Source organism: Niallia sp. HCP3S3_B10 (assembly GCF_052064465.1).
Classification (GTDB): Bacteria; Bacillota; Bacilli; order Bacillales; family Cytobacillaceae; genus Niallia; species Niallia hominis.
In genome coordinates this window covers 43,089-56,237 of sequence record NZ_JBQHVO010000029.1, presented here as the reverse complement: position 1 = coordinate 56,237, position 13,149 = coordinate 43,089, and the positions used below count along the sequence as shown (strand labels likewise).

Here is a 13,149-nt window from a genome sequence, read left to right as displayed (position 1 = left end):
TTTAATTAGTTTTGAGTATGTAACAGCTTTTTGAAAACTACTCTCTGCTCTTCCTGTTGCTTTTTTGGCGTTCTTCCTCCATCAAAACTACTTCCCCCCCACCATTCATTCCAAAATCTCCCCCCCCATAAAAAAAGACTGACAACCAATAGTCAGCCTTTTCTTTCCCTATTTATTTCGGTCTTTCGCTCGCCAAAAATCCAAAGGAAACATGATCCTGTACTGGAATCCATGCACCAATTCCTTGAGAAGTTACATTCTTAACGACTATTGATTTCTTGCTTCCTTTAAGCATGATATAAACTTCTCCATATGTCACTTTCCCTTTTTCATTGACAGCAGGAGCATATCCATATAAATATCCCAGTCTTTTAGGAGGAATATTATAAACTTGATCCTTCTTAGTCCCTGTACCAATTACTGTTTCAAAAGCAAGAGATAATCCTGAATTCTGTGTTGCTTTCACAAGCATCATTTTCTTTACTTGCTCCGCATTAGGCACCTTGGCAGTTAATCCACCTCTTATTGTTTTCTGTGATTCTTGTACATAATGGATTTGATATGGGGACTTGCCACCACGGTTATCGTAAAAATTAGTATTTATTTTTTGATACTCCCAATTCGGTGCTGTCTCTGTTGATTCATAGTTAAGGGGCCATTGTCCTAAATATACAATCGCTTTATAGCCGAGAGCAAATGGCGTACTATTCACCGTGGACTCATTCAGCATCCGGATTAAATCTGGATTGTCGATTTTCACCTTAGAAGAATTAATAAGTTTTTGCGTTAATTCACTAGGCTGTAGCTTAGGCACATCCTGAGTCGGATTAGGATACGTATTTTCCTTTGTTATATTCATAACAGAATTGGGTATGGTAATAATTTTGGATTTCGATAGACTTTCCTCTTTTTCTTTCTCTTTTGCTTTTTCCGCATAAGTTAACATTGGAAGCATTAAGAAAAAAGATAAAAGCACAATCATAATTTTCTTATACATAGCAAGTGAACTCCCTTCAAATAATCATCCATAACTATGATTATTTTTTTCGGAGTTCGCCTAGATTATCCATTATTACATTATTTTTTTTCTAACTTCTATTTCACTACAAATTTCCCTGTTAATTTTGAGCAATAATGATGGAAAAATTGGATGGAAGGACCGAGTCCAAAAGCAATAATGAGGGTACCAAGTCCAATTGGGCCATTTACTAAAAAGGCTAACAATAACGCAAGTATTTCTCCAATTAACTTGGCTGTCATAAGATTTACGCCAAATCTTTCTTGAATAGTAACCATAAAATGATCGATTGGATTTAATGGAAATTCCGATTGTAAATAGAGAGCTATGCCTAAACCAATAATAATTAATCCTGTAATAAGTAAAAGTAATTGGCTCGCAAATATAAAATAATGAAGCTGATTGACGAGATGTGCCATCCAGAAATCAACAAAAAAACCTAAAATAAATACCGTTGCAAGTGATAATAAATTGGGCTTTTTGCGTAAAAGAAAAGCATTAACGAATATAAGGACGATTCCTACAATAACAATCCAGCTTCCTATAGTAAGTCCCACTAGATGAGATAGTCCTACATTGAGTGCATCCCAAGGACCTGCTCCTAGGTTTGCCTTAATAGTCAACGTAGCCCCAAATGCTAATATAAAAAGCCCACCAACATAGATAGTGCTTCGAAAAAACCATGACATTCCCCTTTTTACTCCTTCCTCATACATGCTTTTATCGTTACTTTCATACATATGCATAAGAAATAAGAAACTTGTCCAAAATTCGCAAAATAAAATAATCAGAATATTTACATTTCTTTATTTTCACGGTATAATAAAGGCATCAAATAAAAGGAGGGTAGCTATTTTAGATCGCTTGTATTTTAGTAAAGGAGGAAAATAAAAACCTTTGAATATTCATCAATCAGAATTTTATTCAACAATAAAAGGAAAAGAGGTTGGTGATCCGATGGAAGCGACATGATAGATTCCCTATACATCATTTAAATCTACAAATACTTAAAAAAGACTAATATGTATAAATAAGAGGTGAAATTTACACAAGAAAGCCTAGCTGCTGTAAAGAAAGCGGCTAGGCCTCGTTATTTCTCCTACTTTAAAGCAAATAAAATCCTATTCCCATAATCGCATAAGCAGCTAATAATGTTGCTCCCTCAAACCAGTTCGTTTCTCCGTCATTCGAAATACTCACCATTAATAACACCGCTGTTACCATACTAATAAGTTCTGGCAGGGTAAATACTAGTGACATTCCGCTCGGGAAAAATAAAGAGATCAGCACTAATAATGGAGCAACAAACATGGCAATTTGCAGCGTCGATCCTATTGCGATTTCCACAGCAATATCCATTTTGTTCTTATAAGCCATTACAACCGCTGAAGCATGTTCTGCTGCATTTCCAACGATAGCAACAATGATAATTCCGATAAATAACTCTGACCATCCAAAGGACTCTGCTACTACTTCAAAGGTATGTACTAAGTTTTCTGACACATAAGCAACAGCAAGTGTTGCGATTGCTAAAATGGTGATGCTTTTTTTCACGGACCATTCTGGAGTTTCCTCATGACCATGTCCAGCTTCGCCATTCTTTTCGACTTGATAAACTCCACGATGAGTTACAAGCTTGAACAATAATGCACCTAAATATAATAAAATCAAAATAATAGCTATTCCGATACTCAAAGAAAGTGTTTTTCCTTCATTCATATTCATCGTAAATACTTCTGGAATAACAAATGCAACGATTACCGCAAAAATTAATAGACCAGAATTGTGGCGAGCATCAAAAACATTAAATTGCTGTCTCTTATACTTTAAACCCCCAATGAAGAAGGACAAACCTGCCACAAGCAATAAATTCCCTAAAACAGATCCAGTTAAGGATGCCAATACAACTTCCGTTAAACCTTCACGTAATGCAAATATAGCAATGATTAATTCTACTGCATTACCAAAGGTTGCATTCAATAATCCACCAATTCGAGGACCAGCAACAATTGCTAAGCTTTCTGTCGCTCTTCCCATAAAACTAGATAAAGCGATGATTGTAAGACAGTAAATTACAAACATAACAATGCTTGACCAATGGAGTAATGTGCCAATTATCGATACTGGAACCCCGATAAAAGCTGCAATCATAAATATTTTATTAACCATTTTTTCGCTTCCTTTCTTCTATCACTTTCATATAATTTCCCATCCAACCGGAGGCTAAACTTATTATACAGCTACTTTGCCCAAATATAACCAATTCTCTAAAAAAATGTTTCTGCTTTTCTTTTTGTCCATTAACTTTCTTAACCCTTTTAAAAAATCTATTGCATTACTGTTCAATCCCATTTAACATCTTTAGGGAGACTAAATATAAACAACAGGTAAATCAATGGGGAGAATAATATGAACAGTAAAAAATTTGCAGTACTAATTAGCATTGTCAGTATTTCTGGATTTAGTCAAGGAATGCTGCTTCCATTAATAGCAGTCATTTTTGAAAATGATGGTCTTTCTTCTAGTTTAAATGGTTTAAATGCAGTGGGACTCTATATAGGAATTCTTCTGATTTCTCCGTTTATGGAATATCCTTTGCGTAAATATGGCTATAAACCTGTAATTGTTTTCGGCGGGTTGATTGTCATCCTTTCATTAGCCCTTTTTCCACTATGGAAGACCTTTTGGTTTTGGTTCCTCCTTCGTTTATGTATCGGAATTGGTGATCACGCCCTTCATTTCGCTACACAAACTTGGATAACGACAGCATCACCTAAAGAAAAACGGGGACGAAATATTTCTCTATATGGGGTTTTCTTTGGTATAGGATTCGCAGTGGGACCATTATTAACACCTTTAATCAAAATTAATGAATCCCTTCCTTTCATTCTTTCATCCATTATGTGCTTTATCGCATGGATCTTTATTTTATGGATTAAAAATGATTTTCCAGAGCAAACGGTAGAAACTAATTCCTTTATCGATACGATGAAACGCTTTTCCAGTGCTATGAAGTATGCCTGGATTGCCTTTCTTCCACCGCTTGCCTATGGATTTTTGGAATCAAGCTTAAATTCAAGTTTTCCAGTGTATGGTTTGAGAATCGAATTGACAGTTGTCCAAATTTCGTTTTTACTTACTGCCTTTTCCATCGGTGCAATAGTCTTTCAGCTTCCTTTAGGAATGATTAGCGATAAGTTCGGTAGAAGACAGACACTTATAACCATTTTATTTATCGGCACTGTCTGCTTTTCTTTTGCCAGCATCCTGGAGACTTATTTAATCGGTTTAATTATCTGTCTTTTCCTTGCTGGAATGGCAGTTGGCTCTACCTTCTCTTTAGGAATTAGCTATATGACTGACTTAGTTCCATCCAATCTACTGCCTACTGGAAATCTTCTATGCGGTATGGCCTTTAGTGTCGGTAGTTTAATTGGCCCTTATTTAGGAGGAGTATTTATTCAATATTTCCAGCATATTAGCTATTTTGTAGTGATAGCTACCATCTTATTAGCTGTTTGCTTGGTGATTTTTATCTTTGGAAAAAAAGAAAGAAAAAACCATCGTTTGGCAGAAGCAAAATGATGTTCAGCACATACGATATGTGGTAGGATAAACACATACAACTAAATATCAAAGAATTATTTCTATTTGTTTTTTCTGCTGTCACCTTTTTAGGTGGCAGCTTTCGTGTTTTTTAAGGGTATTGAACTTGATTCTCTCTCTCAATAAGAGATAAAGAAATCAAAAATATTTAGTTATTTAAAGGAGGAAATGAAAATGTCCACAGAAACTGAATTAAAATCCTTCGTACAATCAACTTTAGAAGTGAAGCCATCTTTATTTGCAAAGCTAGCTCCCCATCTCGAACTTATTGCTGCTGGGATAAGTGGAATTTTTATTTTGATAGGATGGATCTTAAACCACTTGGATTATTCGCATCTATCTATCGCTTTATACTTGCTCGCTTTTGTGATTGGTGGTTATGCCAAAGCAAAGGAAGGTATCGAAGAGACAATTGCAAATAAAGAATTAAATGTGGAAATGTTGATGATCTTTGCAGCGATTGGCTCATGTCTTATCGGCTATTGGGCAGAAGGAGCCATACTAATCTTTATCTTTGCTGTAAGCGGTGCGTTAGAAACATATACAATGAATAAAAGCAACAAGGAAATATCTGCGCTCATGAATTTACAGCCTGAGGAAGCAGTAAAAATACAGCCTGATGGTCGCGAAGAAATAGTTCCTGTTTCCTCTCTTACCGTCTCAGACACTATTTTAATTAAGCCAGGTGAAAGAATCCCGGTTGATGGTAAAATTGTGAAAGGAACAACTGCCATAGATGAAGCAGCCATTACAGGCGAATCGATACCGTTAACGAAGGAAATAAATGATGAGGTGTTTGCAGGTACGGTAAATTTAAGTGGATCTATTACTGTGATACTTACAAAACATGCAGATGAAACACTATTCCAAAAGATTATTACATTAATTCAATCTGCTCAAAGTGAGAAATCGCCTTCTCAAGCATTTATCGAAAAGTTTGAGGGGGCCTATGTCAAAATAGTGTTGTCAATTGTTGTCCTGCTTATGTTCCTTCCTCATTTTTTTCTAGGTTGGTCTTGGAATGAAACGTTCTACCGAGCAATGATTTTCTTAGTTGTAGCATCACCTTGTGCATTAGTGGCAAGTATTATGCCAGCTACCCTTGCTGCGATATCAAACGGAGCAAGAGCAGGAATCCTTTTTAAAGGTGGAGTTCATCTGGAAAATCTTGCCCATGTAAAAGCGATTGCTTTTGATAAAACAGGAACGTTAACAAAAGGTATGCCTGTCGTAACAAATGTGATTGTTCATGACGAATATTCAGAAAAAGAAATTATCCAATTAACAGCTAGCATTGAAAGCCATTCGAACCACCCTTTAGCAAAAGCAATTGTTCGATACGCTGAGCAGAAATATAAAGAACCGTTAAAACAGCCTGAAAGCATTCAGGATAATTCCGGCTGGGGTGTTACTGCAAAGATGGATAATGCAGAATGGAAAATCGGGAAAGCCGCTTTTGTTGGAGAAAAAGAAGCGAAAAATTTCCAGAATGAAATATTTAATCAGTTATCAGAAGAAGGAAAAACCGCTGTATTTGTCCAGCGAAATGACGAAATAATAGCGTTGATTGCCTTAAAGGATATAGTCCGAAAAGAGTCGAAAAAAGCAATTGAACACTTAAAGCAAAACGGTATTTATACTGTTATGATTACAGGAGATAGCGAAAAAACGGCCAAAGCCATTTCCAAAGAAAGCAATGTTAATGAATATATTGCTGAATGCCTACCAGAAAAGAAGGTAACTTCCATTAAAGAGTTGAAAGAGAAATATGGTATCGTTGCAATGGTAGGAGATGGAATTAATGATGCGCCAGCGCTTGCAACAGCAAATGTAGGGATTGCGATGGGAGAAGGAACAGATGTTGCCTTAGAGACCGCAGATGTCGTATTAATGAAAAATGATTTACCACGTATTGCAGAAGCGATTCATCTATCCAAACGAATGAATCGAATTATTAAACAGAATATTATCTTCTCTATCTCTGTTATCATGCTTCTTATCGTTTCGAACTTCTTACAAGTCGTTGCCCTTCCTTTTGGAGTGATTGGACATGAAGGAAGTACAATCTTGGTTATTTTGAATAGCTTGCGGTTGTTAAAAAGTTAATACAAACAGCTCTAAAGAGACGAATTTCAATATGGATTCGATGGAGCGAAATTCATCAGAACGATACCCTTAAGGCTCTTCTTATAATACTTTAAAGAAAAGTTCCGCCTGTTAATCTAAAAGAACTCCCATCATAGTGAATACTATAATGGGAGTTCTTTTAGTTAGTGATAGCCGTTTTGCCCGTTGGCAGATCCAGATGTTTTATGCTTCGGCTTGCTTTTTCCTTTTTGTTTAGTACCGCCATCTTTTTTTGTATGCTTTGTCATTCTAAGTTCCCCCTTATTTAATGTTTTCCCCTCTAATAGTTTGTTCCGATTGCCTCCTTTTATAAAGGTAAAAAACGGATACCATTAACAAGGCTCTTTCTTTCTCTCGGTGAAGTAGGCATTAATTTCGCCACCTAATATAATGATGATTCCTGTTATATAAAACCAAATCATTAGAACAATAATCGTTCCAATACTTCCATATGTCGCCGAATAATTACTAAAGTTACCTACATAATAGGAAAATGCTAAAGAAGCAAGAACCCAACCAATCGCTGCGAAAATGGCTCCGGGAATAGCAGAAATACATCTAAGTCTCTTATTGGGAGCAACCCAATAAAGAGCAAGAAACACAATAAATAAAATGATTGGAGAAGCAAGAAACCTTAATGTGTTCCACATCGATAAGAATTCTTCTGTTAAGTCAAATTGGGAAAATAAAAACATCCCTATTTGTTCTCCAAACACAGGTAACAGTAAAGCTACTACCACTACTGCAATCATCCCAAGCGTCAATAAAATAGACATTCCCCTTGCAACAATAAAAGATCTAGTTTCTTCGACATCATAGGCTTTATTTAGTGCCTTTACGATAGCATTTAATCCATTAGAAGCAGACCATATTGTTGCAATAATCCCGAATGATAAAAGACTAACATTTCTACTCAACACTTGATCGATATTTGTTTCAATCGTATCCATGATATCTCCAGGTGCAAAACCATCGACTACTCCTAATAAGTCTTCCTTTGATATCGGTAGATAGGGTAGGAGCGTCATAACAAAAATAAGTAACGGAAAAATAGATAAGAGAAAATAATAGGATAACTGTGCTGCAAGATCAAATACACTATCTTGTTGGATTTTCTTGATGAGAACCTTTATAAATGGAATGACCTCTCCCATACAAAATCACCGTCCTAACAGTTCTTTTATGTATGTCTATTGCCCTTTACAGCCCTATTAAAACATATGGCACTGATAAAAAAAGGCATCTATTAAGGAGAAAAGGAAGAAAAACTGGGCAAACATACATGCCTAAATGATAGATTGAAATAGCGATTTCCCTATCATTTAGGCACATCTAAACCTTTTCCCTCGAGTATTACTCCCCTTATATTTTAGTAACAAATGCAAGGAGGAGAACAATTCTCTAAAATATTATCTTCTTTCTGATCCTGTCTCAGGTATATAGTTAATGCTAGAAACAAGCTTTCTTTCCTGATTTCTCGTGTCACCATTGAAAAATGCTTCCTTCGTATCGTGAATGATGCCTGCTACTACTGGTGTTATCCCTTTTAATTCTTCCAATTGCTTCTTTACAAAAACTGCATCATCCGAAATTTTCACCGCTGTTCTTTTTATTTTTTCCGCAGTACTATTAAGGCTAGTTGTCATATGCTCATAATCCGTTACCACATCTTTTGCATGCTGCATATTCGTAACGGCATTTTGCCTTGTATGCTTGTCCAATAGACTTATGGCTGTTCCAATAAGGCTCCCGATAAAAAGTCCTTTTGATATACTCATTTTCATCCACTAGTTCCACCCTTCTTTTTTTAATCAATGAAGGATGGAATTGATTTGATTACAAGCCATACTTATTTTTTATATCTTGTAACAAACCTTCACAGCCATCCTTCACTAACGCAAAAACTTCTTCAAAATTGCCCGTATAATACGGATCTGGTACTTCTTTTCCCACAGCATGGTGCGTATAATCCATTAATAGTCGAACCTTTGTATAATCTAACATTTCATTTAGCTTTCTAATGTTTGCAATATTACTGTTATCCATTGCAATTAGATAATCATAATCTTCTAAATCCTTTTCCTCTAATTGACGAGCAAATATGCCCGTATCCTTAATTTTATTTACTTTTAAGATATCTCTTGTTCCATGATGAGGCGGATTTCCAATATGCCATCCGCCTGTTCCAGCTGAATCGCAAACAATCTTTTCTTGTAATCCTTCTTTTTCCACTAAATCACGAAATACAGCCTCAGCCATTGGGGAGCGACAAATATTTCCTAAGCAAATAAATAAAACACGTACTTTCATTTTTATTTTCCTCCATTTTTGTATTTACATACTTGATTACTTTTAAAGTAATTATAACCAATCTATTTTGGCGATTAATACTCTATATTGACATTTCTATGTTTGCATGAAAAGATGAATAGAACAACTTTATTGTCCAAGAAAGGGGAAAGGTATGAATTTAGATAATAAAACGACAGAAAACGTAAATTTCATGATTGAAAAAATAAAAGAAAAGCTAAAGGTTTTAAACATCGGCGCCATTAAATCCACTCATTTTGATGAAGATCTTTATGATGAAATTAAAGAAATTTATGAACATGTCATGAAAAGAGATTCTTTTAGTCCAAATGAAATGCAGGCAATTGCTGAAGAATTAGGAAACTTGCGTAAGCAATAATTTACCTATAAAGAAAACAATAATCAGTGGACACATCTCACTGATTATTGTTTTTAGCCAGTTCATTTTAACTTACAAGAGATTAACAATTGTTTTTTGCCTTCTCATATGTAGCTTTTACAGATCAAGCATCTTGATCTGTAAGTATCACAGGTCCTTCTTTTGTAATGGCAATCGTATGTTCATATTGTGCAGAGTGCTTGCCATCCATCGTCCTTGCTGTCCAGCCATTGTTATCCATTTTCATTTTATAATCACCAATATTGACCATAGGTTCGATTGTGAATACCATGCCTTCTTTTATACGTGGCCCTTTTCCCGCTAACCCGAAATGAGGAACTTCTGGTTTTTCATGAATTACTTTTCCAATGCCATGGCCGATAAAGTCTCGTACAACAGAAAGTCCTTGTTCCTCTACATACTGTTGAATTGCGAATCCAATATCTCCGATTCGATTTCCTGGTTTTGCTTGTTCAATCCCTATATACAATGCCTTTTTTGTTACATCCATTAATTTCTGTAGCTCTGCTGATACTTCTCCAACCGCATATGTCCATGCAGAATCAGCCAATGCTCCATTATAATTAACAACCATGTCAATTGTTACAATATCCCCTTTTTTCAGTGGTTCTTTCCTTGGAAAGCCATGACAAATCTCGTCATTTATACTTGCACAAGTTGCATATGCATAATCACGATACCCTTTTTGCTCAGGCGTTGCCCCTTTTTCCGCTAAATACGCTTCTACCTTTTGATCAATTTCAAAAGTAGTAATTCCTGGTCTTACAAGCTTAGCAATCATTTTATGACAACCAACCAGAATCTCGCCTGCCTTCTTCATTTTTTCTATTTCTCGTTTCGATTTTAAAACAATCATTTTCAATCCTTCTTTCTATCTAAAGTTACCGCTAAGGATTAAAAAAATAGGGTTTCATCTATTCCCCCTGATATATCCTCTTCCTATTTGCGGTTTTTATTAAGTATGCTACTTATAAGTGAGAATGTAATTTACCATTCTTTCGTTGACTTGTTTTGGAAAACAACAAGCATTGCTTCAAATAATCCAAAAGTACAATGATCTCTCCTTAAGATTAACACAAAAAAGAGCCTATACCTACTCCAACTCATGATAAAAAGATTATATTCTCCTTATCATGAATAGGTGTACGTACAGACTCTTCCTATCTTACTTTCCTTATTTATTTAAAAGCTTTAAAGACTCTCTAGTAAAGGACGGTATATCCTTTGGGGTTCTACTTGTCACTAATTGATCGCCACATACGACTACTTCTTCATCCTTAAAGGTTGCACCTGCATACTCCATATCCACTTTAATGGATTTATAGCCAGTAGCATTTCTACCCTCTAACGCTTTTGCAGTAATAAGCAATTGAGGGCCATGACAGATTGCAAAGACTGGTTTCTTTGCATCCATAAAGGCTTTAGTAAAGGCAACTACTTGATCATCTGCCCGAAGCTGATCAGGAGAAAAGCCACCTGGGATAAATAAAGCATCGAATTCATCTGGAGTCACATCTGCAATCCCCTTATCAATTTTAACCGTCGCTTCTTTTTGCTTTCCTTCCACTGTTTTTCCAGCTTCCAATTCAATTGTTACTACTTCATGTCCAGCTTCTTTATATGCTTTAGCCGGTTCTGTGTACTCAGAATCCTCAAACATATCAGTAATTAAAGTTGCAATTTTTTTACTCATATATAGCATCTCCTTTTCCTATTTTCTATATGTAACGTTCCCCATAGATAGAAAATAAAACATGCTATCGTTCTTTTTATGCTTCATTTCTCCTTGCAAAATCAACAAAGCGAAACTTATCTGGTCGATGTCGAGACTCTGTAAATTGAAATAAAGTGGCATTTTCAAAATAGATATAGTTTTTTACAACAACAATGGAATGAAATCCTTCTAAATCAAGCAAATTATAGTCCTCTTCTGTCGGTTCTTCCACTGTAAATTCCTTTTTAGCAAAACTAATTTTTAAGTTCAATTCCTTCTCTATATAATCAAAAATAGAGTTTCTACATATTTCTTCCGTTAATCCTGGCACATACTTCCGAACGATATAATCCTTATCTAGAATAATCCGTTCCTGATTAATTTCTCTAACTCGAAAAACTTCCCATATCGAATCTTCTTTCTTAAGCTGCATTTCTTTTTGTAAAAGCGAGGATGGCTGTGTATTCATAAAACGCTCAATAATCGTTACAGAGGAATGTCCCATTTTATCAGCCAATTCCTTAAAGCTAACCAATCCTGAAATGGGAAATTGTAATTTTTCTAAATCAAGAACTAAGGAACCCTTCCCTCTGAGCTTTTGGATATATCCTTTTTGAGATAAAATATTTAAAGCCTTACGAATGGTTTCTCTAGATGTATTATATTGCTCTGCTAATTCATTTTCAGATGGTAAAATAGTATCTGGCGGGTACTTCCCATTTCTTATCGCAGCTTCAAGCTCCTCAAATATCACATAATATTTATTCAACACGTAATTCACCAACATTTTCAAATTATTCGTTACCATTCTACTCTTTTTCAGACAAATTGTCTAAAAAGGATTGAAAAACAACTAAAAAAATGTTTCATTTTATGTAGGAAAGGGTAAATACTAATGAGACATTTCAATATTATGAACAAAAAATGAAATTCATCTCTCTATTTAAGCATAGTGGATAGAACAATTCGTTCTTTATATGGAACTTTTCATCTATAAATGCTATGATAAATATACATACCGTTAAGAGTGAAAGTGAGTGAGCGTATGATTGGGGATCGTGTTAAGCAGCTACGTTTAGAGAAAAGAATGTCCTTATCGGAATTAGCAGAACAAGCAGGAGTGGCAAAATCATATTTAAGTTCTTTAGAAAGAAATTTACAATCCAATCCATCGATTCAATTTTTAGAAAAAATTGCAGCTGTTTTCAATATACCAGTTGATCATTTGATAAATGACCATCAAAACAAGGATGACTTAGATTCAGAATGGTTAAAAATTGTAAAAGAAGCTATGGATTCTGGTGTATCCAAAAAAGAATTTCGTGAGTTTTTGGAATTTAATAGATGGAGACTGGAACAAAAAAAATAATTCCATGCCTAAATATGATATAAAGACATAAAAATTCGAAAGAGATTTTTCTACATTGAATTTCTCATAATTAGCTCATCATACTAATTGTGAGAAATTCAACGTAGACATTCTTTTTTTTGCCTTTAACATTATAAATCTACTTTTATACAAATGACTATTTCGGATTTTCCTGAATTAAGTAATCCTTCTCACTTCGCAGAAATGCTCTTACTTCTTGCAAATTCATTCCAATATTTTTGGCTTCATTAATTAATTGAATCCATTCTGAATCCAATTCTTCGGTAAAAAGTTGACTATTAATCACTTAATTCTTCCTCCCCAAAAATACATTTGTATTTTGGCAGTCCGGCCATCATTGTATAAAACATTAGATCCGTGACTTTGCGTCCCAAACTTTCGTATTGGTTTGCCCTTAACATCATAATGGTTTCACTTGTCCTTTACTGTTTTATCATTATAGCGTTTTTTACATTTAAAAGATGCAGTAATTTGTCATAAAATTAGGACAAATTACTAAAAGATTTCTTGCTGTTTCTACAAAAAAAGTTATCTCCCGCGAATTTTATCGAAATAATCCTACAAACGCATTATTTACTTCTTTT

Annotated in this window: 14 protein-coding genes and 1 riboswitch; of the genes, 4 read left to right on the top strand and 10 right to left on the bottom strand. The window is 35.0% G+C overall.

Features of this window, described 5'->3' with window-relative positions:
• Nucleotides 1-172: 172 nt before the first annotated feature.
• The 3 genes from ACTNDN_RS13825 to cax form a co-directional block, all read right to left on the bottom strand.
• A complete protein-coding gene (locus ACTNDN_RS13825) occupies nucleotides 173-997 on the bottom strand; it encodes a YfkD famly protein (protein ID WP_048717963.1) in 825 nt (274 codons plus the stop codon).
• 98 nt (nucleotides 998-1,095) lie between these two features.
• Nucleotides 1,096-1,707 carry a YczE/YyaS/YitT family protein gene (locus ACTNDN_RS13820; protein ID WP_048717961.1) on the bottom strand — a complete coding sequence of 204 codons (612 nt, stop codon included), beginning with the start codon at nucleotides 1,705-1,707 and terminating at the stop codon, nucleotides 1,096-1,098.
• Nucleotides 1,708-2,122: 415 nt separating this feature from the next.
• Nucleotides 2,123-3,187 (bottom strand): calcium/proton exchanger, encoded by a 1,065-nt coding sequence (gene cax, locus ACTNDN_RS13815; RefSeq protein ID WP_441131330.1) that lies wholly within the window; start codon nucleotides 3,185-3,187, stop codon nucleotides 2,123-2,125.
• A 240-nt stretch (nucleotides 3,188-3,427) separates the two neighbouring features.
• Here cax and ACTNDN_RS13810 point away from each other — a divergent pair, with 240 nt between their 5' ends.
• Nucleotides 3,428-4,603 (top strand): MFS transporter, encoded by a 1,176-nt coding sequence (locus ACTNDN_RS13810; protein ID WP_031537433.1) that lies wholly within the window; start codon nucleotides 3,428-3,430, stop codon nucleotides 4,601-4,603.
• A 195-nt stretch (nucleotides 4,604-4,798) separates the two neighbouring features.
• Nucleotides 4,799-6,730 (top strand): heavy metal translocating P-type ATPase, encoded by a 1,932-nt coding sequence (locus tag ACTNDN_RS13805; protein ID WP_031537431.1) that lies wholly within the window; start codon nucleotides 4,799-4,801, stop codon nucleotides 6,728-6,730.
• A 353-nt stretch (nucleotides 6,731-7,083) separates the two neighbouring features.
• Here the strand turns inward: ACTNDN_RS13805 and ACTNDN_RS13800 are convergent, their stop codons facing one another.
• The 3 genes from ACTNDN_RS13800 to ACTNDN_RS13790 form a co-directional block, all read right to left on the bottom strand.
• Nucleotides 7,084-7,905 (bottom strand): YihY/virulence factor BrkB family protein, encoded by an 822-nt coding sequence (locus tag ACTNDN_RS13800; protein ID WP_031537430.1) that lies wholly within the window; start codon nucleotides 7,903-7,905, stop codon nucleotides 7,084-7,086.
• 255 nt (nucleotides 7,906-8,160) lie between these two features.
• A complete protein-coding gene (locus tag ACTNDN_RS13795; protein WP_031537428.1) occupies nucleotides 8,161-8,535 on the bottom strand; it encodes a YtxH domain-containing protein in 375 nt (124 codons plus the stop codon).
• A 52-nt stretch (nucleotides 8,536-8,587) separates the two neighbouring features.
• Nucleotides 8,588-9,061 (bottom strand): low molecular weight protein-tyrosine-phosphatase, encoded by a 474-nt coding sequence (locus ACTNDN_RS13790; RefSeq protein WP_031537427.1) that lies wholly within the window; start codon nucleotides 9,059-9,061, stop codon nucleotides 8,588-8,590.
• Between the two features lie 154 nt (nucleotides 9,062-9,215).
• On the opposite strand from ACTNDN_RS13790, the gene ACTNDN_RS13785 reads away from it, so the two are divergent.
• Nucleotides 9,216-9,440 carry a DUF1128 domain-containing protein gene (locus tag ACTNDN_RS13785; protein ID WP_031537426.1) on the top strand — a complete coding sequence of 75 codons (225 nt, stop codon included), beginning with the start codon at nucleotides 9,216-9,218 and terminating at the stop codon, nucleotides 9,438-9,440.
• Nucleotides 9,441-9,564: 124 nt separating this feature from the next.
• Here ACTNDN_RS13785 and map read toward each other — a convergent pair whose 3' ends face one another.
• The 3 genes from map to treR form a co-directional block, all read right to left on the bottom strand.
• Nucleotides 9,565-10,317, bottom strand: coding sequence for a type I methionyl aminopeptidase (gene map, locus ACTNDN_RS13780; RefSeq protein WP_441131329.1), 753 nt, complete (start codon nucleotides 10,315-10,317; stop codon nucleotides 9,565-9,567).
• A 318-nt stretch (nucleotides 10,318-10,635) separates the two neighbouring features.
• Complete coding sequence (locus tag ACTNDN_RS13775; RefSeq protein WP_031537424.1) at nucleotides 10,636-11,154, bottom strand: type 1 glutamine amidotransferase domain-containing protein; 519 nt, start codon at nucleotides 11,152-11,154, stop codon at nucleotides 10,636-10,638.
• Nucleotides 11,155-11,230: 76 nt separating this feature from the next.
• Nucleotides 11,231-11,947 (bottom strand): trehalose operon repressor, encoded by a 717-nt coding sequence (gene treR, locus ACTNDN_RS13770; RefSeq protein ID WP_031537423.1) that lies wholly within the window; start codon nucleotides 11,945-11,947, stop codon nucleotides 11,231-11,233.
• A gap of 273 nt (nucleotides 11,948-12,220) precedes the next feature.
• On the opposite strand from treR, the gene ACTNDN_RS13765 reads away from it, so the two are divergent.
• Nucleotides 12,221-12,544: a helix-turn-helix domain-containing protein gene (locus ACTNDN_RS13765; protein WP_031537421.1), complete on the top strand. Its 324-nt coding sequence runs from the start codon at nucleotides 12,221-12,223 to the stop codon at nucleotides 12,542-12,544.
• A 157-nt stretch (nucleotides 12,545-12,701) separates the two neighbouring features.
• Here the strand turns inward: ACTNDN_RS13765 and ACTNDN_RS13760 are convergent, their stop codons facing one another.
• Nucleotides 12,702-12,851, bottom strand: coding sequence for an anti-repressor SinI family protein (locus ACTNDN_RS13760; protein ID WP_081836629.1), 150 nt, complete (start codon nucleotides 12,849-12,851; stop codon nucleotides 12,702-12,704).
• 32 nt (nucleotides 12,852-12,883) lie between these two features.
• Nucleotides 12,884-12,968, bottom strand: a riboswitch (cyclic di-GMP riboswitch).
• Nucleotides 12,969-13,149 lie beyond the last annotated feature (181 nt).

Bases quoted from the DNA above. Each gene is read 5' to 3' on its own strand.
- map (WP_441131329.1), bottom strand. From the start codon at position 10,317: ATGATTGTTTTAAAATCGAAACGAGAAATAGAAAAAATGAAGAAGGCA.
- cax (WP_441131330.1), bottom strand. From the start codon at position 3,187: ATGGTTAATAAAATATTTATGATTGCAGCTTTTATCGGGGTTCCAGTA.
- ACTNDN_RS13790 (WP_031537427.1), bottom strand. From the start codon at position 9,061: ATGAAAGTACGTGTTTTATTTATTTGCTTAGGAAATATTTGTCGCTCC.
- ACTNDN_RS13810 (WP_031537433.1), top strand. From the start codon at position 3,428: ATGAACAGTAAAAAATTTGCAGTACTAATTAGCATTGTCAGTATTTCT.
- ACTNDN_RS13825 (WP_048717963.1), bottom strand. From the start codon at position 997: ATGTATAAGAAAATTATGATTGTGCTTTTATCTTTTTTCTTAATGCTT.
- ACTNDN_RS13785 (WP_031537426.1), top strand. From the start codon at position 9,216: ATGAATTTAGATAATAAAACGACAGAAAACGTAAATTTCATGATTGAA.
- ACTNDN_RS13795 (WP_031537428.1), bottom strand. From the start codon at position 8,535: ATGAAAATGAGTATATCAAAAGGACTTTTTATCGGGAGCCTTATTGGA.
- ACTNDN_RS13775 (WP_031537424.1), bottom strand. From the start codon at position 11,154: ATGAGTAAAAAAATTGCAACTTTAATTACTGATATGTTTGAGGATTCT.
- ACTNDN_RS13800 (WP_031537430.1), bottom strand. From the start codon at position 7,905: ATGGGAGAGGTCATTCCATTTATAAAGGTTCTCATCAAGAAAATCCAA.
- ACTNDN_RS13805 (WP_031537431.1), top strand. From the start codon at position 4,799: ATGTCCACAGAAACTGAATTAAAATCCTTCGTACAATCAACTTTAGAA.
- ACTNDN_RS13765 (WP_031537421.1), top strand. From the start codon at position 12,221: ATGATTGGGGATCGTGTTAAGCAGCTACGTTTAGAGAAAAGAATGTCC.
- ACTNDN_RS13820 (WP_048717961.1), bottom strand. From the start codon at position 1,707: ATGTCATGGTTTTTTCGAAGCACTATCTATGTTGGTGGGCTTTTTATA.